15 protein-coding genes are annotated in these 20009 nt (G+C 66.3%); 8 read left to right on the forward strand and 7 right to left on the reverse strand.

The genetic code is table 11. From position 1 onward, the window contains the following. Positions 1-88: 88 nt before the first annotated feature. Together QUW00_RS08235 and QUW00_RS08240 are read left to right on the forward strand one after the other, a co-directional pair. Positions 89-1162 carry an ABC transporter substrate-binding protein gene (locus tag QUW00_RS08235; protein ID WP_289613905.1) on the forward strand — a complete coding sequence of 358 codons (1074 nt, stop codon included), beginning with the start codon at positions 89-91 and terminating at the stop codon, positions 1160-1162. An 81-nt stretch (positions 1163-1243) separates the two neighbouring features. Then, positions 1244-2626, forward strand: a complete 1383-nt coding sequence (locus tag QUW00_RS08240; protein ID WP_289613906.1) for an ATP-binding cassette domain-containing protein — start codon at positions 1244-1246, stop codon at positions 2624-2626. Between the two features lie 33 nt (positions 2627-2659). On the opposite strand, the gene QUW00_RS08245 is transcribed toward QUW00_RS08240, so the two are convergent. Continuing rightward, positions 2660-3325, reverse strand: coding sequence for a methyltransferase domain-containing protein (locus QUW00_RS08245; RefSeq protein ID WP_289613907.1), 666 nt, complete (start codon positions 3323-3325; stop codon positions 2660-2662). 470 nt (positions 3326-3795) lie between these two features. On the opposite strand from QUW00_RS08245, the gene QUW00_RS08250 reads away from it, so the two are divergent. Continuing rightward, positions 3796-6225 (forward strand): DEAD/DEAH box helicase, encoded by a 2430-nt coding sequence (locus tag QUW00_RS08250; protein ID WP_289613908.1) that lies wholly within the window; start codon positions 3796-3798, stop codon positions 6223-6225. A gap of 13 nt (positions 6226-6238) precedes the next feature. Here QUW00_RS08250 and QUW00_RS08255 read toward each other — a convergent pair whose 3' ends face one another. Next, a complete protein-coding gene (locus tag QUW00_RS08255; protein WP_289613909.1) occupies positions 6239-7504 on the reverse strand; it encodes a CapA family protein in 1266 nt (421 codons plus the stop codon). A 126-nt stretch (positions 7505-7630) separates the two neighbouring features. Then, on the reverse strand, positions 7631-9694 hold the full coding sequence (locus QUW00_RS08260; protein WP_289613910.1) for an FAD-dependent oxidoreductase: 2064 nt from the start codon (positions 9692-9694) through the stop codon (positions 7631-7633). 249 nt (positions 9695-9943) lie between these two features. On the opposite strand from QUW00_RS08260, the gene QUW00_RS08265 reads away from it, so the two are divergent. After that, the gene (locus QUW00_RS08265; protein ID WP_289613911.1) at positions 9944-10531 is read left to right on the forward strand and encodes a TetR/AcrR family transcriptional regulator; all 588 of its coding nucleotides are present in this window, start codon (positions 9944-9946) and stop codon (positions 10529-10531) included. Between the two features lie 50 nt (positions 10532-10581). Here QUW00_RS08265 and QUW00_RS08270 read toward each other — a convergent pair whose 3' ends face one another. After that, positions 10582-11565, reverse strand: coding sequence for a spermidine synthase (locus QUW00_RS08270; RefSeq protein ID WP_289613912.1), 984 nt, complete (start codon positions 11563-11565; stop codon positions 10582-10584). Beyond that, on the reverse strand, positions 11565-13475 hold the full coding sequence (locus QUW00_RS08275; RefSeq protein WP_289613913.1) for an elongator complex protein 3: 1911 nt from the start codon (positions 13473-13475) through the stop codon (positions 11565-11567). The genes QUW00_RS08270 and QUW00_RS08275 overlap by 1 nt, the downstream gene beginning before the upstream one ends. Before the next feature lie 322 nt (positions 13476-13797). Between QUW00_RS08275 and QUW00_RS08280 the strand changes: the two genes are divergently transcribed. From QUW00_RS08280 to QUW00_RS08295, 4 genes are all read left to right on the forward strand, one after another. Beyond that, positions 13798-14577 (forward strand): class I SAM-dependent methyltransferase, encoded by a 780-nt coding sequence (locus tag QUW00_RS08280; RefSeq protein WP_289613914.1) that lies wholly within the window; start codon positions 13798-13800, stop codon positions 14575-14577. Next, entirely contained in the window at positions 14574-15344 is a 771-nt protein-coding gene (locus tag QUW00_RS08285; RefSeq protein ID WP_289613915.1) for a GNAT family N-acetyltransferase, read from the forward strand. The genes QUW00_RS08280 and QUW00_RS08285 overlap by 4 nt, the downstream gene beginning before the upstream one ends. Before the next feature lie 45 nt (positions 15345-15389). Next, positions 15390-16247: a tRNA (guanine(46)-N(7))-methyltransferase TrmB gene (trmB, locus tag QUW00_RS08290; protein WP_289613916.1), complete on the forward strand. Its 858-nt coding sequence runs from the start codon at positions 15390-15392 to the stop codon at positions 16245-16247. Positions 16248-16309: 62 nt separating this feature from the next. Then, positions 16310-18946 (forward strand): DEAD/DEAH box helicase, encoded by a 2637-nt coding sequence (locus QUW00_RS08295; RefSeq protein ID WP_289613917.1) that lies wholly within the window; start codon positions 16310-16312, stop codon positions 18944-18946. Between the two features lie 35 nt (positions 18947-18981). On the opposite strand, the gene thpR is transcribed toward QUW00_RS08295, so the two are convergent. Continuing rightward, the gene (gene thpR, locus QUW00_RS08300; protein ID WP_289613918.1) at positions 18982-19512 is read right to left on the reverse strand and encodes an RNA 2',3'-cyclic phosphodiesterase; all 531 of its coding nucleotides are present in this window, start codon (positions 19510-19512) and stop codon (positions 18982-18984) included. Positions 19513-19575: 63 nt separating this feature from the next. Continuing rightward, positions 19576-19905 carry a helix-turn-helix domain-containing protein gene (locus QUW00_RS08305; RefSeq protein ID WP_289613919.1) on the reverse strand — a complete coding sequence of 110 codons (330 nt, stop codon included), beginning with the start codon at positions 19903-19905 and terminating at the stop codon, positions 19576-19578. Positions 19906-20009 lie beyond the last annotated feature (104 nt).

Here is a 20009-nt window from a genome sequence, read left to right on the forward strand (position 1 = left end):
CCGCCTGAGACTCAATTCGACACGCGCGACAGACGCCGTCAAACGTATATGCGCTCCGCGCGCCTGGTATTTGAAAGAAGGTTCGCTCATGAAGCACCCGTTTATCTCCACCACGCTGAACCGCCGCGCGTTCCTTGCGTCCGCCGGCCTGGGAGCGGCATCGCTCGGCGCCCTGCTCGCCGGATGCGGCTCCACGCCCGCCGAGAACGGCTCGGCCGCCGGCAGCGCCCCCGTCGAGACGGGCAGCGCCGAGACCTCCGAGGGCGTCGAGGTTCGCGTCGCCTCCCTCAAGGGCCCGACCTCCATCGGTCTCGTGACCTTCATGAACGAGGCCAAGAACCCGGACATGTTCAAGAACAGCTACGACTTCCAGATCATGACCGCCGCCGACGAGATCCTGCCGCTGGTCATCAAGGGCGATATCGACATCGCCCTCATCCCCGCCAACGCCGCATCGGTGCTGTATAACAAGACCGAGCAGGGTATCACCTGCCTGGACATCAACACGCTCGGCGTGCTGTCCGTCGTGACCGGCGACAGCTCCGTGGCGAGCTTCGAAGACCTCGCCGGCCGCACCGTCTACCTCACCGGCAAGGGCACGACGCCTGAGTACACCATGAACTTCCTGCTCGAGGCGGCCGGCATCGCCGATTCCATGACGCTTGAGTTCAAGAGCGAGGCCGCCGAGGTCGTGAGCGTCCTTGCTGCCGACGCCGCCGCCGTGGGCGTCCTGCCGCAGCCCTTCGTGACCGCCGCGCTCGTCAAGAACGAGGCGCTGTCCGCCCCGATCGATCTGACCGACGTCTGGACCCAGTACGCCGAGGAGGGCAGCCAGCTCGTCACCGGCGTCACCATCGTGCGCAACGAGTTTTTGGCCGAGCATCCCCAGGCCGTGTCCGAATTCGTGATCTCGCAGGCCGCTTCCGTGGACACCGTGAACGACGACCCCGCCACCGCCGCGCCGCTCGTCGTCGAGGCTGGCATCATCGACGCCGAGCCCGTGGCCGAGAAGGCCATTCCCGCCTGCCACCTGGTGTGCCTGACGGGCACCGAGATGCAGGAGGCGCTGTCCGGTTACCTCCAGGTGCTCTACGACGCTGACCCGACATCCGTCGGCGGCGCGCTTCCCGAGGACGAGTTCTACACGGCGTTCGAGGGCTAACAGCCGCGATTCGGGCGGGGTGCCTCGCGACGCGGGCGCCCCGCCTTTCTTGCTATTGATGCATACGACCACGGAAGGGCCATGGGAAACGACACGTCCAACATACGCGCGCGCCGAAGCGCGACCAGGGCGATCGCCGTCCTGTTTTGGATCGGCGTATGGCAGGCGGCGAGCATGGCGGTCGGCAGCGAGTTCATCCTCGCCGGCCCGCTCGATGCCGCCCGGGCGCTCGTGCGCCTTGTGCCCTCCCCCGCCTTCTGGGAGCACATCAGCTTTTCCAGCCTGCGCATCGTAGGCGGCACCATGGCGAGCTACGCCCTCGCCCTCGCGCTCGCCGCGCTCGCGTGGCGCAGCGCCGCCGCGCGCATCCTCATCTCCCCCGCGCTCACCGCCATCAAGAGCACACCGGTCGCCTGCGTGGTAGTCGTGCTGCTCATCTGGTTCGGCTCGATGAACGTCAGCGCGATCGCCGTCTTCCTCATGGCGCTGCCGGGCGTGTACTTCTCGGTGCTCAAAGGTTTAGACGACCTCGATCCCAAGCTGGTCGAGCTCTTCGATATCCACCACGCGCGACGGGCGGTTCGACTGTGCGCTCTCATCTGGCCGGGTGTCCTTCCCTACCTCGTGGCGGCGAGCGAGACCGTGCTTTCCATGAGCTGGAAGGCGGGCGTTGCCGCCGAGCTCATCGGCGTTCCCGACGGCTCGATCGGCGAGCGTATCTACCAGGCGAAGCTGCTGCTTGAGACGGCCGACCTCTTTGCATGGACCATCGTGGTGGTCGCGATCGCCTGGGTCTTCGAGCGTGCCGCGCTCGCACTCATACGCGCCAGCTGGCCCGCCGCAGGCAGATGGGCCGCGCGGCGCGTCGCCGCGGAATCGGCTGCCCCGGCGGGCACTGCCGCCCTGCGCGCAAACGGGCTTGTTGTCGGATATCGCGGGCACGCCGCCTGCGCCGCCGTCGACCTCGACCTCACGCGTGGCGACAGCCTGTGCCTTATGGGGCCTTCCGGCGCGGGCAAGACCACGATTCTGTGCACGGTCTGCGGCCTTACCCCTGCGCTTGGCGGCACGCTCACGGTGACCGACCGCACGCGCTGGGCGGCCGTATTCCAGGAGGCACGACTCGTTGACGATCTCACCGCCGTCGAAAACGTCACCCTGTTCGCCGCTGCCGATGCGGATGTGCGCGGCCTGCTTTCCGAGCTTCTGCCCGAAGATGCACTCGAAGTGCCCGTCCGCGAGCTGTCGGGCGGACAGCGCCGACGCGTAGAGCTTGTCCGGGCGTTCGCCGCCCCGGCCGACATCGTGCTGCTTGACGAGCCGTTCGGCGGCCTCGACCGTGCGGCACACGACGGCGCGCTCGCCTTTATCGTCCGTCACCGCAACGAGCGCATCCTGATCGTGAGCACCCATGACGAGGGGGACGCCGCCGCTCTCGCGGCACCGACCCTGCGCATCGGATAGCGCTGATGCCGCGCCGTCCTCGTGGGACGGGCCTTATTCCGCGCGAATCGGATCGTAGCGCCAGATCGTGTAGGTCTGCGGATGCGCGTAGACACGCACGGTGCACCCGGACGGCAGACGGTGATCTTGGATGCTCCCCTGCCTGATTACCTGCCAGCCGCTTCGCCCCAGATAGGCGAAGCGCTCGCCGTTGTCCGACATGTGCACGACCGTGACCGCCTGGCGCGCCTGGCGCTCGAGCCGATCCAGAAAGCGCGTGAGCACTGCGGTGTCGAAGGGGTTGAACAGGTAGAAATGCGTATACGGAGCGAGCTGCTCATCCAGCACGCTGCCGCATCTGACCTCGAGCTGTGGATACGCCGATGCCCATGAGGCGGCCTCGCGGGCAAGCTCCGAATCGGGCTCGAGGCCCGTCACCCGCGCCGGGCAGCCGATGTCCGCGCAATAGGCGAGCACACGCCCGCGTGCACACCCGACGTCGAGCAGGTGCGACTGGGCATCGAGGCCGATTGTGGGCAGCAGCTTCTCGAGCACGAAGTAGGGCGTCGCGGTGGGATCATGGGCGCCCATGCCGGCAAGAGCCGTCGCATCGTCGCAGGCAAGCGACCTGCCGCAGATGGCCCGGTCGCGTTCCTCGTCATCAGCGAGCAGGTCCGCCCTGGTGCAGCCTCCCTTGGATGCGCGTCTATTGTCTGCCATAGCCATCCTCTCGCATGCCGTCATCCGTCGATGGAAAAGGCGCCCCACGTATAGAACATATGTTCTCTTTTGTGCTATCATACCACCATTGAGCGGACGGTGCCCTCCGAATCTCGCAGGGAGAAAGGAGGGGTCCCATGCTCAGGAACCTCACCTGGCTGCTGCTTGCGGCAGCCGCGCTGCTGGCGCACGTGACGATTCTGGCGCTCATCGTCAGATAGCCGTTTGTGGGTGAGCCCTGAAAACGGGAACAGCCGCCTCTGGCTAGGCGGCTGTTCTGTGCGGGCTTAACCCACAAAACCCATCTAGCAGGAGGGCTTGAAACCTTCTGCTCGTACTGAGTATACCCTTTTCGCATCCCTGCGTGCGCGGGTATCACCGGGGCAGGGCGCCCTTTTGCGGCGCCCTCGCCGGCGCGGCATAATCGAAGGGCTTCGACACGAAATGTATGGGACGAGAGGAGGAACGACGTGGGGGTTTTCGACCGATATGCACCGTTCGTGCAGGACTTCATCTACAGCCATGATTGGGAGAGCCTGCGGTCCATCCAGGTGGCCGCGGCCGACGCCATCTTCAACACCGATGAGAACGTCTTGCTCACCGCTCAGACCGCATCGGGCAAGACCGAAGCGGCGTTCTTCCCCATCCTCACCCTGTTTGACGAGGACCCGCCCGCAAGCGTCGGCGCGCTGTACATCGGTCCGCTGAAAGCGCTCATCAACGACCAGTTCTACCGCCTCAACGACCTGTGCGAGGAGGCCCATATCCCGGTGTGGCACTGGCATGGGGACGTCGCGGCGTCGCACAAGCGCAAGCTGCTCAAAGAGCCCTCGGGCATCCTGCAGATCACGCCGGAATCGCTTGAAGCGCTCCTGCTCCACAAGCATGCCGCCATTGGACGGCTGTTCGGCGATCTGCGCTTCGTGGTCATCGACGAGGTGCACTCGCTGCTGCGCGGCGACCGCGGCGGCCAGACGCTCTGCCTGATCGAGCGCCTGTCGCGCATGGCGGGCGTCAACCCGCGCCGCATCGGCCTTTCCGCCACCATCGGCGACCCCGAGCGGACCGGAGCGTTCCTGTCGGCAGGCACCGGGCGCGGCTGCATCATCCCCCGCTTCGAGGAGCCGCGTCGCACCTGGCGGCTGTCGATGGAACATTTCTACATCACCGGACCGCAAGCGACCGAGCGTGCCCGCCAGGACGCGTCGCCGCTCGAAGCCGAGGTGGTGAGCTGCGAGCGACTCGGCGCCGGCGCACCCTCGCTCGACGACCTGCTCGCCAACGCCACCAGCCCGAACTCCGATGCCGTGTTGGCCAAGTGCGACCAAGCAGCACAGGGACCATCGTTCGCACAGGGAGCCGCGAGCGAACCTTCCGACGAGATCGGCATACCGCCCGTCGCGGAGACGGAACTCATGGTGGCCACCGACACCGCGCCCGCCGATGCGGATCCCGGACTCGGCTACATCTTCGAGCACACGCGCGGCCGCAAGTGCCTCGTGTTCGTCAACTCGCGTGAGGAGGCCGAGGGCGTCTGTACCATCCTGCGTCAGTACTGCGAGGCGAACCACGAGCCCGACCGCTTCCTCATCCACCACGGCAACCTCTCCGCCTCGTACCGCGAGACCGCAGAGGAGATCATGCGCGACGAGGAGCTCGCGCTCACGACCGTCACCACCGCCACGCTCGAGCTCGGCATCGATATCGGCCGTCTCGAGCGGGCGTTCCAGATCGATGCGCCGTTTACCGTCTCGTCGTTTCTGCAGCGTATGGGCCGCACGGGCCGCCGCGACCTGCCGCCCGAGATGCACTTCGTCATGCGCGAGGAACAGCCCGAACCGCGTTCGATGCTTCCTGAGACCATCCCCTGGAAGCTGTTGCAGGGCATCGCCCTCGTGCAGCTCTACCGCGAGGAGAAGTGGGTTGAGCCCCCGCAGCTCGATCGGCTCCCCTACAGCCTGCTCTACCATCAGGTCATGGCAACGCTTGCGAGCTGCGGCGAGCTCACGCCCGCCGAGCTTGCCGGCCGCGTGCTCACCCTGTCGTACTTCCATCGCGTGAGCGCCGACGACCTGCGCGTCCTGCTGCGCTATCTCATCGAGACCGACCATATCGAGCAGACCGAGGGCGGCGGGCTCATCGTCGGCATCGCCGGCGAGCGCATCACCAACTCGTTCAAGTTCTACGCTGTGTTCCAGGAAAACGAGGAGTTCACGGTGCGCTCCGAGTCCGCCGAGCTCGGCACCATCGTGAACCCGCCGCCCGCCGGCGAGCGCATCGCCATCGCCGGCCATTGCTGGATCGTCGAGGAGGTGGACTGGAAGCGCCACCTGGTCTACTGCACGCAGGTGAAAGGACGCGTGCCGGCCTACTTCGGCGACTGCCCGGGAGACATCAACACCCGCGTGCTCGAGCGCATGCGCCAAGCGCTCACCGAGAGCTGCGGCTACCCCTATCTCATGGCCAACGCGCGGGCGCGCTTGCGCCAGGCGCGCCACGTGGCGGCCAACGCCCACCTCACCGACCGTCCCCTCATCAACCTGGGGGGCGACACGTGGGCACTCGTGCCGTGGCTGGGAAGCTATGCGTTTTTGGCCCTCGAGCGCCTGCTCAAGATCAAATGCGCGGCCGAACTCGGCCTGAAGGGCCTCGACCCTTCGCGCCCCTACTTCATGCAATTCCGCATGAAGGCCGACGAGTCCACGTTCTATCAGGTCGTCTGCTCCGAGGCGCAGGTCGACTTCGATCCGCTCGATCTGGTCTATCCCGGCGAGGTGCCCTACTTCGATAAGTACGACGAGATGCTCCCCGCCGAGCTCGTGCGCAAGGGCTTCGCCGAGGGCGTGTTGGACATCGAGGGCATGCGCGAGCGCGTGAGCTCGTGGGAGATGTTCATCTGATCGCGCCGCCGCGTTACAGCTCGCCGTACAGCACGCACGCGTCCGGGTCGTAGGCGTCTCCGAGCACCTTCGCCGCCAGGTCCCGGCAGTACGCGACGTCAAAATCGCCGCAGCCGTCGGCGAGCCTCACGACGTTTTTCTTGGCGAGCTCGTCGGTGTAGTCGGACAGGCGGTACACGCTCATCGTGACGTCCCACGCGCGATGGGTCACCAGCGGCGTCATCGAGTACGAGACCACGCGCGACCCCGACGAGGTCTTCTCGAAGGTGAGCTTCGCCATGCCTCCGACCATGCGCGGCTTGTCGATCTGGCTGGAGATGTAGTTGCCGAGCGACCAGAAGACCGGAATGCGCTTGCCGCCCGCGTCCTCGAGTACCTCCACAGGCTGGATAACATGGGGGTGCGTCCCGATGATCGCGTCGACACCGGCCTCGACCAGCACATCGGCCCACTTGTATTCCGTGGGATGCGGCTCGTGGACGTACTCCTCACCCCAATGGGGGCAGGCGACCACGATGTCGGCTCCCGCCTCGCGCATGCGTGCGACGTCGTCGGCGACATCGCAGTTCTCGAAGATGCTGATGCACCACGTTTTGTCGGACGGCGGGTATTGCCCGTTGGTGAACGCCGTGTAGGAGAGGATGCCCACCTTGATGCCGTTGCGCTCAATGATCTTGGGCGTGCGCGCGACCTCTTTGGTGTCGGCGATGCCCGGAACGAGCACCTCGGGATGCTTTGAGCGCCAATAGTCGAGCGTCCAGCAGATACCCTCGTAACCATGATCGAGCGAATGGTTTGTCGCCGAGATGGCTACGTCCACGCCCGCCTTGACCTCGGCATCTCCCAGTTCCTGCGGGCTGTTGAAATGCGGGAAATCCTCGAGCCCGTGCTCGGTGCCGCCCAGAATCGTCTCCTGGTTGACCATGGCGATGTCGGCGCCGGAGAACTCATCGCTCAGATTGGCAAAGAAGTGGTCGTAGTTGAGGGTGCCGTCCTCGCGCTCGCCGCTCTTCCAGACCGCGGTGTGAATGAGCATGTCGCCCACCATCATGAGCGTAGCCGTCTTGACCGGGGGCGCGCTGTCATAGACGGTCGGCAGGGTTGACTCGATCTTGTCGGATCCCGCACTGCTGCTGAAAGGGGCAAGGCCGCCGGGGGCGCATCCCGGAAGCGCGGCGGCGCCGGCAAGGAGCGAACAGGCAAAGGCGCGGCGGGATATGGACACCGGCGGACGGCGCTCGCCATCGCGACGTGTCGTATCGCCCTGTCCTCGTTCCATCGTGCAGCTCCTCACCTTGCATGCGGCTGTTCCCATGATAGCAGCTGGCGGCAATGTTCCCGCACGCAAAGCGGGCGCGCGCCGGTTGCTGGCGCGCGCCCGCTCGCAGGGAGTGGCTGTCCGTCCTTACAGCGCGACGGCCGTCTCGTAGGCGGTCCAGATCGCCTCCATGACGTTGGCGGGACGGATCGCGTCGCCGATCAGATGCAGGTGCGCGGCATCAACCATCTTGGCCAGCTGATCGTACAGCTCCTGGCTGGCCGTGTACCCGACGCACGCGACGATGTGGTCGGCCGGGACCTTGTGCATGAGCTTTTCGCCCTGCGGACCGAGCGCGAACATGCGCTTGGCACGGTTTGCGCAGTTGGGATAGTTCTTCTCGGTCTCCTCGACGTAGGCCACGCCGTCCTCGTACTTCTGCACGACGGCGTTCTTGATGACGCGCACATGGTAGTAGTCAAGCAGGTCCATGAGCATGTTGTAGTTGGCCGCCGCCAGGCCGAAGGTGTTCAGGATCGTCTCGGTCATCTCGACGATGGTGACGTGCTTGCCCTTGCGGCCCAGGTCGTAGGCAATCTCGCAGCCGGTCAGACCGCCGCCCACGATGACGACGTTGTCGCCCTCGAACTCGTCGTGCGCCGACAGCGTATCGATCGCGTAAGTGACGTTCGGGCTGTCGAACCCGGGCGTATCGAGGCGGCGCTCGGTGGCGCCGGTCGCCACGTAGACCTCATCGTAGCCCGCGACCATGTCGGCCGTGGCCTCGGTGTTCAGGTGCACGTTCACGCCCAGATCGGCCATCTGCTTCTTGTACCACGCGAGCAGCCTGCGGTCGTCCTCCTTGAAGTCGAGGGAGGCCGCCCAGACGAAGACGCCGCCCAGCTCGCCGGTCTTCTCGAACAGGTCGACCGTGTGCCCGCGCAGGGCGCTCACGCGCGCGGCCTCCATGCCGCCCAGGCCGCCGCCCACCACGGCGACGCGCTTGACGGTCTCGGCGGGCGTGATGGCCATGCTCTTCTCGCGACCGCACGCGGGGTTGACCGCGCAGCTGATGTCCTTGTGCTGGAAGATGCGCGACAGGCACCCCTGATGGCAGGAGATGCACGGGCGGATGTCGTCGAGCCTACCCTCGCGGAACTTGTTGGCGATCTCGGGGTCGGCGAGCTGCGGGCGACCCATGCCCATCATGTCGATCTTGCCCTCGGCGATGACCTTCTCGGCAAGATCGGGGTCGTCGAAGCGGCCGGCGCACACCACGGGGATGTCCACGACCTCCTTGACCTTCATGACGTCGTCCAGGTTGCACGCCTTGGGCATGTAGACCGGCGGATGCGGCCAGTACCAGGAGTCGTAGGAGCCGTTGTCGCAGTTGAGCATGGCATAGCCGTAGCTCTCGAGCAGGCGCGCCATCTCGAGGCTCTCCTCCAGATCGCGGCCGACCTCGACGAACTCCTCACCGGGCAGCGCACCGCGGTTGAAGTCCTTGACGTAGCTGCGTACGCTGTAGCGCAGCGACACGGGGAAGTCGTCGCCGCACTGCTCGTGGATGGCCTCGACGATCTCGCGGGCGAAGCGCAGGCGGTTCTCCAAACTGCCGCCGTACTCGTCGGTGCGGCGGTTGTAGAACGAGATGGCGAACTGGTCGAGCAGGTAGCCCTCGTGCACGGCGTGGATCTCGACGCCGTCGCCGCCGGCGCGCTTGACGAGCGACGCCGCCGTGGCGAAGTTGCGCACGTAGGCGTGGATCTCGTCTTTGGTGATGCCGCGGTTGGTGATGGTGGGATCCCACACGTTCTGGATGGGCGCGGGCGCCGGTAGCGTGTCGGTGGGCGCGTCGCCCTCGAACCAGGCCGCGCGGCCGGTCATGGCCGTGAGCTGGATGAAGATGCGCGAGCCCTGCTCGTGGATGCCGTTGGTGAGGTAGCTGAGCTTCTCGACGTACTCGTCCGGGAAGTTCACCGGGTTCATACCGGGCAGCGGGATGATGGGCACGAGGCCCGTGATGATGAGGCCCGTGCCGCCTTTGGCGCGCTCGATGTAGTAGTCGGCGCCGTCCTTGGTGTAGGCACCCGTCTTGAGGTCCATGAGGCGCGGTGAGAACACGCCCATGGGCATCATGGCGATGCGGTTGGGCACCTCGACGTTGCCGATCTTGATGGGGCTGAACAGGTTCGGATAGTGAGTTGACATAGGGTCTCCCTTTCCATGCGATGGAATCCGATACCCCGCATGGTACCCGCGCGGCATGCGCGCCCCTCACGTTTACCGAATGCGGTTCGGTAAACGTGAGGGGCGCGGCGGGGAGCGGCGATATGCGGGCAGGCATCGTGCCTTGCGGCGCGCTCCCGCCGTCGGTTGCGCTAGGATTGAAACGGTCGGTCTGGCGCGTCGCCATGACCGGCAGCTATTCGACCGAGTGCTGTACAGTCAGGAGATGCGATGGCAGAGACCGGCAAGCGGGCGCTTCAGGCGCGCGAGACCAAGCGCGCGATCTTCAAATGCGCGCTCGACCTGTTTGCGGAGCACCCCTACGAGCAAGTCTCGGTCAAGGACATCTGCGATGCGGCGGGGGTTTCCGTCGGAGCGTTCTACCACCACTTCGAGGGCAAGGACAATCTGCTCGACGAGGGTTATCGCGTGTTTGACCAGCAGCTCGAGCAAGATTGGGACGCACGCGAGACGACGGGCGCCATCGAGGACATCCACTTTCTCATCGACCACCAGATGCGCTCCATGGAGGCCATGGGCGGGTTTGCCGCGGCGCAGTACTTTAAGAACCAGCTTTCGGTCGACCACAGCTACATGCTCGACGCGCACCGCGTGCTGAACATCAAGCTGATCGAGTCGCTGCGGCGCGCCATCGGGGACGGCCTGCTTGCCGGAGACCCCGACGCGATCGCCGAGGAGATCCTCTGCGTGACCCGCGGCATCATCTACGACTGGAACCTGCACGGCCACGACTACGACCTCGTCGCCCGCGGACGGCACCTGGTGGATATCCTGCTGGAGCATTATCGGTTGGGGTGACGGAACAGCGAACCGTTTCGCAGGTGGCCCAAATGCGCAGGCGCCAACCGCTAATCTCCCAGCACCTCGCCCAAAAACTCCTGGTCAAACGGAATGACATCGGGCCAAGTGTACACGGCGTCCGAGGCGATCACTAAGTAGTTATCCTCGCCTGCGAAGAGCTCCTCGGTCACCGGCAGAACCCACACGTGCGCGAACACCGCGGAGAGCGTGGCCACGACATCGCGCAGAAACGTCACGTCGGTCCCCTCCCCGCGCGAGACGACGTTGGTGATGTAGATGCCGCCCAGCGTCAGGCACGCGCGCACGGCGTGCATCGCCTCGATCGTGGCAAGGCCGCGCACGGGCTCCGCACCCGAGAAGGTGTCGTTGACGATGACGTCGTACGTCATCCCCTCGGCAGCACCGCGCTCGAGCACTGCCCGTCCGTCATCGCACACGAGCTGCAAGCGTGCGCCCGCGATATGTTCGAGCTCGTCGAGGAAGAACAGGCGCCGTGCCAGGCTCGTCACCTCCGGATCGATCTCCACGACGGTCATCGCAAGATCGGGATGCTCGGTCAGGGCGTACTTGGGCCATGCGTACCCACCGCCGCCGAGCGCGAGCACGCGCGAGATACCGTGACCCGAAACCGCGCGCATCGCGTCCTCGGCGTCGAAGACGACGCTGAAACCTTGCTGATAGGCAAAGACCGGCTCGAAGCGGCGCTCGTCGAGGTAGGTCGCCGACTGGTACACGCCGCGCGTGCACAGGATGCGAGCTAGGGAGCCGTCAGTCAACCGCCGCGTACGGACGAACGTGAACCCGCTCGCCGTGTGCGCGACATGGGGATCGAAGCGCAGGTACACGATCGCGATGACCGACGAAAGCGCGAACAGCAGCGCCATGGCCCATGCCGCCGCCCCGCTCATGCCGCCCACCGTGAACGCAATCGCGATGAAGAGGATCACCGCGACGTCGACGGCCTCGGTCGGAAGGCCGCCGCCCGCACGACGGCGCGCGGATGCCTCGCGCTGCGAGATCTGTCTGCCCATTACAGCTCCTTTTGCTGATAAAGCCCGTGGTCCACAAACCCAAGATGCCTGTAGTATTCCCGCGTGCCCACCGCGCTGATCACGTTGATGCGCCGATAGCCTGCATCCTGTGCCAGAGAACATGCGCGCTCGATCAGGCGCTTGCCGAGTCCCAGGTGCTGGGCGGCGCGACCGTCGGCGCCCACGCGTGTCGCCATACCGTAGACGTGCACCTCGCGGATCATCGCCTCGCCCGCCGCCACGGGAAGTTCGGCCGCGTGTGCCTCGACATAGGCTTGCACGGGCAGCGAGAGGCGCAGGAATCCGGCGATGCGACCGTCCGCGCACACCCATTGCAGGAAGTGCTCCGTCGTGTTTTCCGTCTTGTACGAGACGGTGTCCAGGCGCAGGTCATCCACATCAACCGTCCGCGTGCCGATCTCGCGGAAGCGGATCTCCTGCACGTCGGGATGGACCGGTGCGTCATCGTCGGTGCGCGACGCCGCCGCGAGCCGCGCCTCGACGAGCTGGCGCAGGTTGGGTTTCTTGTTGCCCGCCACGATGTCGTCGGAGGAAAAGTCGCGGATCATGCGGGAGATGCGGCAGAACGCCGGTGTCGCGAGCACGTCCTCGACGAGCACATCGAGCAGCTCTTCCTCGGAATAGGGTACCCACGAGCCGTCGCGATAGCGCTCGGCCAGGCGTGCGCTGCCGATCAGCGCGCAGGGGTAGAGCTTCACCTCGTCGGGCTGATACGCCGGGTCGTGCATCAGGCGCGCGTAGTCGCGCTTGTCATCGGCCGGCGTCGCACCGAGCAGGTTGGCCATCGCGTGCGCATGGATCTTGAACCCGAAGGCGCGCAGCAATGCGAACGCCTCGGCGATACGTTCGACGGAGATTCCGCGCTCGTTGACATCCAGGATGCGCTGGTCGGTGCTCTGCACGCCCATCTGGATCTTGGTCGCGCCCAACCGGCGGATAAGCGTGAGCGCCTCGGGCGTGATGGCATCCGGGCGTGTCTCCACGACCAGGCCGACAACACGATGGCGGGCAGTCTCGTTGATGCGCTGCTGGCGCTCCAGCTCCTCGAGGGTCGCCGTCTGGGCGGATGCCGCCCGCCGCCACGCATCGCTTTGCCCGTACAGCCGCGCAACCGCCCGGTTGTAGCTGCACGAACCGGTATCGACCGCAGCCTGGGCCTCGGCAGATGCCGCCGCGAGCGCGTGCTCATCGGCCGTGATACCACAGGCGCGATACCACGCGCGGCGCTCGACGACCCCCACCGGCACGTCAGAGGAGCTCGCGAGCACGGCGCCTTTGTCCTCGCCGGGCGCGGCGAGCATGGGATTTGCCGCCACGCCGGAGACGGCATCGTCATTCAGGGCGCGGAACAGCTCGGTCACGAACCATATCTGGTAGTCGCGCGGATAGTCGCTCCACGTACCGCCCAAAATGATGAGCTCGATCTTGTCGGTGGCGTGCCCCATCTGCGAAAGCGCGGTCAGACGGGTCGATACCTGCAGATAGGGGTCGAAGCAGTTCTGCTCCGCGCGGGCGCAGGCCGGCTCGTCGTGCAGGTAGCTTTTGGGCATGCGCACATCGTTGGGACAGTAGAGGCAATCGCTGCCGCACGGCCAGGGTTTGGTGATGACCGTGATGGTCGCCACACCCGAAGCGGAGCGGCGCGGCTTCATGCGGATGACGCGCAACAGGGCGCGCTCCAGCTCCGACGTCACGTTCCAGCTGCGCCAGCGCTCGGGCTCTTCGCGCTTGACGCGCTGGTAGAACGGCAACAGGCGCCGCTTGGCGAAGGCGCGCTTGTCGCCGCCGGTGCGCTTGGCCTGCGCATGCACGAGCTTGACGAGCGCCGCGTCGTCGACCGTCTCGCCGTGCCGCAGCATCTCGAGTATGTTCACGATGATGTCTTCCATAGGGCGCATTGTACTATGGCGCAGGCGGCAAGGCGGCACCGGACAGCGCGGCGCGACGGCGGGGCGCCTGAAACGGACGTTTGGAGCCCCTATCCCGTCCGCCGGAGGCCATACCCCCGTTTAGGGGACGGTTTTAGTCGGCACCTCCGAGTAGCCGGAAATTCGGCAACACGTCTACCAGCACCTTTTCTGAACAGCATGGGGGATCTACTCGACCACCCCCTCTAAAACCGTCCCCTAAACGGGGGTATGGCCCAGGGCGCTACAATGAAGCGAAAATCGACTGGCCCGAACAGCCCGATCGTGCCCGAAAGGAGGCGCTGTGGACGCACAGCTCGCCCGCGAGCTCATCGCATGCAACAACGAGTTCTATCGGAGGCATGCCGCGTCGTTCTCGGCAACCCGCCAGGCGCCTTGGCAGGGCTGGGCGCGCGTTGTCGAAGCAGCGCGGGCGCTCACCGAGCCGTCACGCACCCTTCATGTGCTCGACGTCGCCTGTGGCAACCTGCGCTTCGAGCGGTTCCTTGCCGAGCGGATACCCACGGTCGAGCTCTCGTGCCTCGCCGTGGACAGCACACCCGAGCTTTCCTGCGATGCTTCCGCGATCCGCGGCGTCCGCACGCGCACCGTCGATGTGCTCGAGGTGCTGCTCGACGGGCGCGATCCGCTCGATGCCACCGGGACGTTCGATCTGACGGTCTGCTTCGGCTTTTTGCATCATGTGCCGGGCGGGAATCTCCGCCACGCGCTGCTTAACACCCTCGCGCGCCACACCTGCGCCGGCGGCATCATCGCGCTTTCCCTCTGGCAGTTCATGGACGACCCGCGCCTGGCGCGCAAGGCGGAGACTGCCGAAGAAGCGATGCGCGAGCAAGGTTTTCCCGTCGACGCACTCGACGCAGACGATCACTTCCTCGGCTGGCAGGACAGCATCCAACCCGTCCGCTACTGCCATCATTTCAGCGAGGCCGAGGTCGACGAACTTTCGGCCCACCTCTCCCAGCGCGGCGCTCGCGAAATCGACCGGTTCTCGGCGGACGGCCGCTCCGGCACGCTCAACCGCTACCTCATCTGCCAGATAGAGAAATCAAGCCGTCTATGATTGCACGTCTCACCGACCCTGCAGCCGCCAGCTCCCTGTTCGATGGCTGGAATGAAACCGTTATATGGTCCTGTCTCCAAGGCATCATGGGATGCGTGCTTGCCGACAATACGACACGGCCGCAATCCGCCGCAGCCGTTCTCGGCGACTTCGCCTTCCTCGCAGGTACCGCGAACCGAGCACTCGTCCATTCAGCTTTAGCGCACGGCGAGCCCCGCCCCTTGATCCTCGTTCCCCGCGATGCAATATGGTCCGCGTGTATCGAATCGGAACTCAAAGAAAGTGTCTCGCGCATCACCCGGTTTGCCACGCGCAAGGATCCGGCGGACCTCGATCGCACCCGCCTGCTTGACCTTGTGCGCGACGTCCCTCACGGCATCGAGCTCTCCCCCATCGACGCGCATCTGCATCGGGCGTGCGCCGGTGCCGACTGGAGCTGCGACCTCGTGTCGCAGTTTCCCAAGTACGAGGACTTTCAGCACCTCGCCCTGGGTATCGTCGCGGTCGAGAGCGGCGTGCCAGTGGCAGGCGCCTCAACCTACGCACGCTATCGTGATGGCATCGAAATCGAGGTCGACACGCGCCCCGACAGACGACGTCGGGGTCTCGCGCGGGCATGTGCCGCCGCGCTCATCCTCGCCGCGCTGGATCAAGGCCTCTACCCGAGCTGGGACGCCCACACACGCGCATCCCTCGCATTGGCCGAGCAGCTCGGCTATCGCTTCGACTATGCATACGACGCGTATCTTGTCAGCTCAAGCCGTTAATCGTATACAATCCACGAGCACGAACATCCGATAGCAGGGAACGCCATGGGCCTCACGCATATCCGCACGCCGAAGAACTTCGACCTCGACGAGCGCATCGAGCGCTACGCCGACGCCATCGAGCGCCACGCACCCGCCTATGCCGGGCGCTGGGCCGAGGCGTGCTGGCCGCTCGATGCGGACGCCACCCGTGGTGCCAGCTTTGCGCGCGTCCACCTCGACTTAGGCTGCGGCAAGGGCACGTTCATCGCCCAATGCGCGCGGCGCGATCCCGACGCGCTGTTCATCGGCATGGATGTCGAACCCATCTGCATCGCCTACGCCGCGCAGCGCATCGTCGAGGAGGACCTGCGCAACGCCGTCGTCGTGCCGCTCGGGGCGCAGGCGCTGCCGCGCATCTTCGGGGCCGGTGAGCTCGCGGGCATCACGCTCAACTTCCCCACGCCCCACCCCAAGCGCCACCACGCCGCCAAGCGCCTGGTGAACGTCGACCACCTGCTGCTCTATCGTCCTCTGCTCGCGGCGTCGGGTACCGTGACGCTGCGCACCGACAGCCTGCCGCTCTGGGAATATGCCAAGGGGCAGTTCGACGCCGCCGGCTACGATGCGCAGTGGGTGTCGGCCGATGTCCGTCACGAGCACCCCGGCTTTCCCGAAACCGAGTACGAGCAGCGCCTGACCGAGCGCGGCGCCGCCGTGTACGGCATCTGCGCCACACCGGGCCAAGAGCCCGACGAGGCGCGCGTCGAGGCGGGACGCACCGCCGAGCAGAGCCTGATGTGCTACCTGCCCGACGACCTGTCGACCCTCGACTACGTGCCCCTCGGCATGGAGGCGGCCGTCGAGAACTTCCGCAACCGCGAGCGCAAGGGCAAGGCGCGCATCCCCGGATCGCGCAGCTAGGACACAAAGCCCGCGTTGGGCCATAATGGGTGCGAACAAACCAGGCAAGGAGCGCTGAAGACGTGACAACGACTACGAACACCGCACCCACCACGGCATCCGCCAGCTCGTTTGCCGGCGGCACCGGCGAGCTCCAGACGGGCTCGCTCGGAGCCCTCGTCCCCTGCTGGTGGGAACCCGAAGATGGCAGCGAGCCCGAACCGTGGCTCACGCCCGACCAGGCATTCGAGCGCTTCTTCGAGTGGGCGGCCGACCAGGGCATCGAGCTGTGGCCGCACCAGGAGGAGGCCCTCATGGACCTCGCCGCCGGCGACCACGTGATCTTGGGCACGCCGACCGGCTCGGGCAAGTCGCTCGTCGCGCTCGGCATGCTGTACATGGCCATCGCTCAGGGCAAGCGCGCCTACTACACCGCGCCCATCAAGGCGCTCGTCTCCGAGAAGTTCTTCGACCTGGTCGAGGTGCTCGGCCGCGACAACGTCGGCATGATCACCGGCGACACGCACATCAACACGGCCGCACCCGTCATCTGTTGCACGGCCGAGATCCTCGCCAACCAGGCCCTGCGCGAAGGCGAGGATTCCGACGTCGGCAGCGTCGCGATGGACGAGTTCCACTACTTCGCCGATCCCGACCGCGGCTGGGCCTGGCAGGTTCCCCTGCTCACCCTGCCGCACGCGCAGTTCATGCTCATGAGCGCCACGCTCGGCGACGTCACCCAGATCGCGGAGGCCCTGCGCGAGCGCACGGGCGCCGAGGTCGACGTCGTCGCCGACGCGTCGCGCCCGGTGCCGCTGTCCTACGAATACGTCGACACCGCGCTCGAGGGAACCGTCGAGCTCGCGCTGCGCCGCGGCGAGGCGCCGCTCTATATCGTCCACTTCTCGCAGGATGCGGCGCTTTCCACTGCGAGCTCGCTCGCGAACTTCGGCGTCGCGAGCAAAGAGCAGCGCGAGGCCATCAAGGAGGCCGCGAAGGGCACCCGCTTCACCACCGCCTTCGGCAAGATCTTGAAGCGCCTGCTCTCATGCGGCGTGGGCGTGCACCACGCGGGCATGCTGCCGCGCTACCGTCTGCTCGTCGAGAAGCTCGCCCAACAGGGCCTGCTGCCCGTCATCTGCGGCACCGATACGCTCGGCGTCGGCATCAACGTGCCCATCCACACCGTCGTGCTCACCGCGCTCACCAAGTTCGACGGCCACCGCATGCGCCGTCTGCGCGCCCGCGAGTTCCACCAGATCGCGGGGCGTGCCGGCCGCGCGGGCTTCGATACCGAGGGCTGCGTCATCGCCGAGGCGCCGGAGCACGAGATCGAGAACGCCAAGCTCGTCGCCAAGGCGGGCGACGACCCCAAGAAGCTGCGCAAGATCAAGCGGAAGAAGCCGCCCGAGGGCTTCGTGAGCTGGAACGAGGGCACCTTCACTAAGCTTATCGAGACGGCACCTGAGACCCTCAAGCCGCGCCTGCGCATCACGCACTCCATGGTGCTCGCCCAGGTGGAGCAGGGCGGGGACGCGCGGGCGCACGTGGAGGAGCTCATCGAGCGCTCCCTGCAGACGCCCGAGGAGAAACTCGCGCTGTCCGCACGTGCCGACGAGATCTTCGCCACGCTGATCGACACCGGCGTCGTGGTGCGCGACGAGCTCGAGGACGGTACGCCCGACTACGCGCTCACCGTCGACCTGCCCGACGACTTCGCCTTGGACCAGCCGCTCTCGCCGTTTCTGCTCGCCGCCCTCGAGCTGCTCGACCCGGAGAGCGAGACCTACACCTTCGACCTCATCTCCATGGTTGAGGCCACGCTCGAGGACCCCAAGCAGGTCCTGCGCGCCCAAGAGCGCGCCGAGCGCGACCGCGCCATGGCCGAGATGAAGGCCGACGGCGTGGACTACGAGGAGCGCCTGGAGAAGATCGCGGACGTCACCTACCCCAAGCCGCTCGAGGACCTGCTCGACGCAGCCTTTGCCGAATACTGCACAAAGGTCCCCTGGGCTGCCGACTACGCACTGTCGCCCAAATCGGTCCTGCGCGACATGCTCGAGAGCGCCGCGGACTTCAAGGGCTACATCCAAAAGCTGGGCATCGCCCGCTCCGAAGGCATCCTGCTGCGCTATCTCGCCGAGGCCTTCCGCTCGCTCGACCGCACGGTGCCGCTCGAGAAGCGCAACGAGCAGCTGTGCGACATCATCTCGTGGCTGGGCTTCCTCGTGCGGTCCGTCGACTCGAGCCTTGTGGACGAATGGGAGGCCGCGGGCGACCCGGCAGCGCTGGATGCCGCGCCGCCGTCTGCCGCCGACGCGGTGGTGGCCGACCGCCGCGGCTGCACCCTGCTCGTGCGCAACGCCCTGTTCCGCCGCGTGCGCTTGGCCGCCGAGGGCAAGACCGCGGAGCTCGGTGCGCTCGACGGCGACTGGGGCATGACCGAGATGCGCTGGGAGCGCGCGCTTGACGCCTACCATGAGCAGCACGAGGAGATCTTGCTGGACGCCGACGCGCGCTCGGCGGCCTTCCTTGCGATCGACGAGAGCGACGAGCGGGCAGAGCACGTCTGGCACGTGCACCAGATCTTCTCGGATGAGCAGGGCGATCGCGACTTCGGCATCATGGCCGACGTCGACCTGGACGCCACGGCCGACGAGGGCGAAGCGGTGTTCTGCAACTATCGCGTGGGCTTCATCGAGGACCTGCTGGATTCGTAGGCGACCGTCGTTCGCGCACTTGGCAGGTGCAGGAGCTATCCGACGAGCTTCGCGGTGTAGAGCGGCTTATAGGTCGCGCCCATCTGGTCGAGCGTGCTTTTGAACAGCGTGACGCGCGCGAGCTCACACGGCTCGGGAAACGCCAGCCCGTCGAGGCCCGTACGCGGGATGCGCACGCGCCGGGCAAGCGTGATGTGGGGCATAAACGGCTTGGCATCGAAGGCAAGGCCATGGTCGCGCAGACGGTCGCGCACGTGGGCGGCGGCATCCATGAGATCAGGGGTTTGAGCGATCCCGAGCCACAGCGTCGCATCGCTCGCCCGGCCGAACTTGCCCAGCCCGGTCGCCGCGCACGATATCGGCCCGAGGTCCGCGCACGCTGCATCGAGCGCATCGATGGCGCTGCGCGCGTCGGCCTCGCCGATATCGCCTAGAAACGCGATGGTGACGTGGTAGTTTTCCGGCGGCATGAAGCGCCCGGGGACCACGGCGGACAGCCGACGGGCCAGCCGTGCGGTATCGTCGACGAACCGCTGCGGCAACTCGAACGCGATAAACGCCCTCACCGTTCCGTATCTCCTTGTCTTGCTTGGGCGGATGGGACGCACCCCCGCCGTGGCGGCGCCGCGCTACAGCGATGCGGCGCCCAGCTCCGTCGAGCCCTTCTTGCGAAACGCCAGCACGTCGGCGAGCTTGACGCTCCGATGATGGTTGAGACCGAGCCGGATGCCGGGGAGTTCGCCCCGGTCGAGCATGCGCGTGACGGTACGGCGCGAGACCCCCAAGATCTCCGCCGCCTGACCGGTCGTGATCACCGTCTCGCCAGACGCGTCGGCAGCCGGCGCGATATCGTATCCGAGACTCGCGGACAATGCGATGATGAGCTCGTATTCTTTGCGGCTGAGCTCATGACGGACGCCCTCGGGATCGATCAGGGCGGGTCCTAGGTTCTCGGGCATGGCTCCTCCTCGCTCACAGTGCTACAGCGAAATTGTATGCCGCAATAATCCACCCGTTCGGTGAACATCTGCCAACGGGGCAAAGCAGCCTTGTGAACGCGCGG

This window comes from Collinsella tanakaei, from assembly GCF_030373545.1.
GTDB classification, from domain to species: domain Bacteria; phylum Actinomycetota; class Coriobacteriia; order Coriobacteriales; family Coriobacteriaceae; genus Collinsella; species Collinsella tanakaei_C.

Excerpts from the sequence above, each read along its gene's own strand:
- QUW00_RS08260 (WP_289613910.1), bottom strand. The coding sequence starts at position 9,694 with ATGTCAACTCACTATCCGAACCTGTTCAGCCCCATCAAGATCGGCAAC.
- QUW00_RS08255 (WP_289613909.1), bottom strand. The coding sequence starts at position 7,504 with ATGGAACGAGGACAGGGCGATACGACACGTCGCGATGGCGAGCGCCGT.
- QUW00_RS08240 (WP_289613906.1), top strand. The coding sequence starts at position 1,244 with ATGGGAAACGACACGTCCAACATACGCGCGCGCCGAAGCGCGACCAGG.
- QUW00_RS08270 (WP_289613912.1), bottom strand. The coding sequence starts at position 11,565 with ATGGGCAGACAGATCTCGCAGCGCGAGGCATCCGCGCGCCGTCGTGCG.
- QUW00_RS08265 (WP_289613911.1), top strand. The coding sequence starts at position 9,944 with ATGGCAGAGACCGGCAAGCGGGCGCTTCAGGCGCGCGAGACCAAGCGC.
- QUW00_RS08285 (WP_289613915.1), top strand. The coding sequence starts at position 14,574 with ATGATTGCACGTCTCACCGACCCTGCAGCCGCCAGCTCCCTGTTCGAT.
- QUW00_RS08235 (WP_289613905.1), top strand. The coding sequence starts at position 89 with ATGAAGCACCCGTTTATCTCCACCACGCTGAACCGCCGCGCGTTCCTT.
- trmB (WP_289613916.1), top strand. The coding sequence starts at position 15,390 with ATGGGCCTCACGCATATCCGCACGCCGAAGAACTTCGACCTCGACGAG.
- QUW00_RS08245 (WP_289613907.1), bottom strand. The coding sequence starts at position 3,325 with ATGGCAGACAATAGACGCGCATCCAAGGGAGGCTGCACCAGGGCGGAC.
- QUW00_RS08275 (WP_289613913.1), bottom strand. The coding sequence starts at position 13,475 with ATGGAAGACATCATCGTGAACATACTCGAGATGCTGCGGCACGGCGAG.
- QUW00_RS08305 (WP_289613919.1), bottom strand. The coding sequence starts at position 19,905 with ATGCCCGAGAACCTAGGACCCGCCCTGATCGATCCCGAGGGCGTCCGT.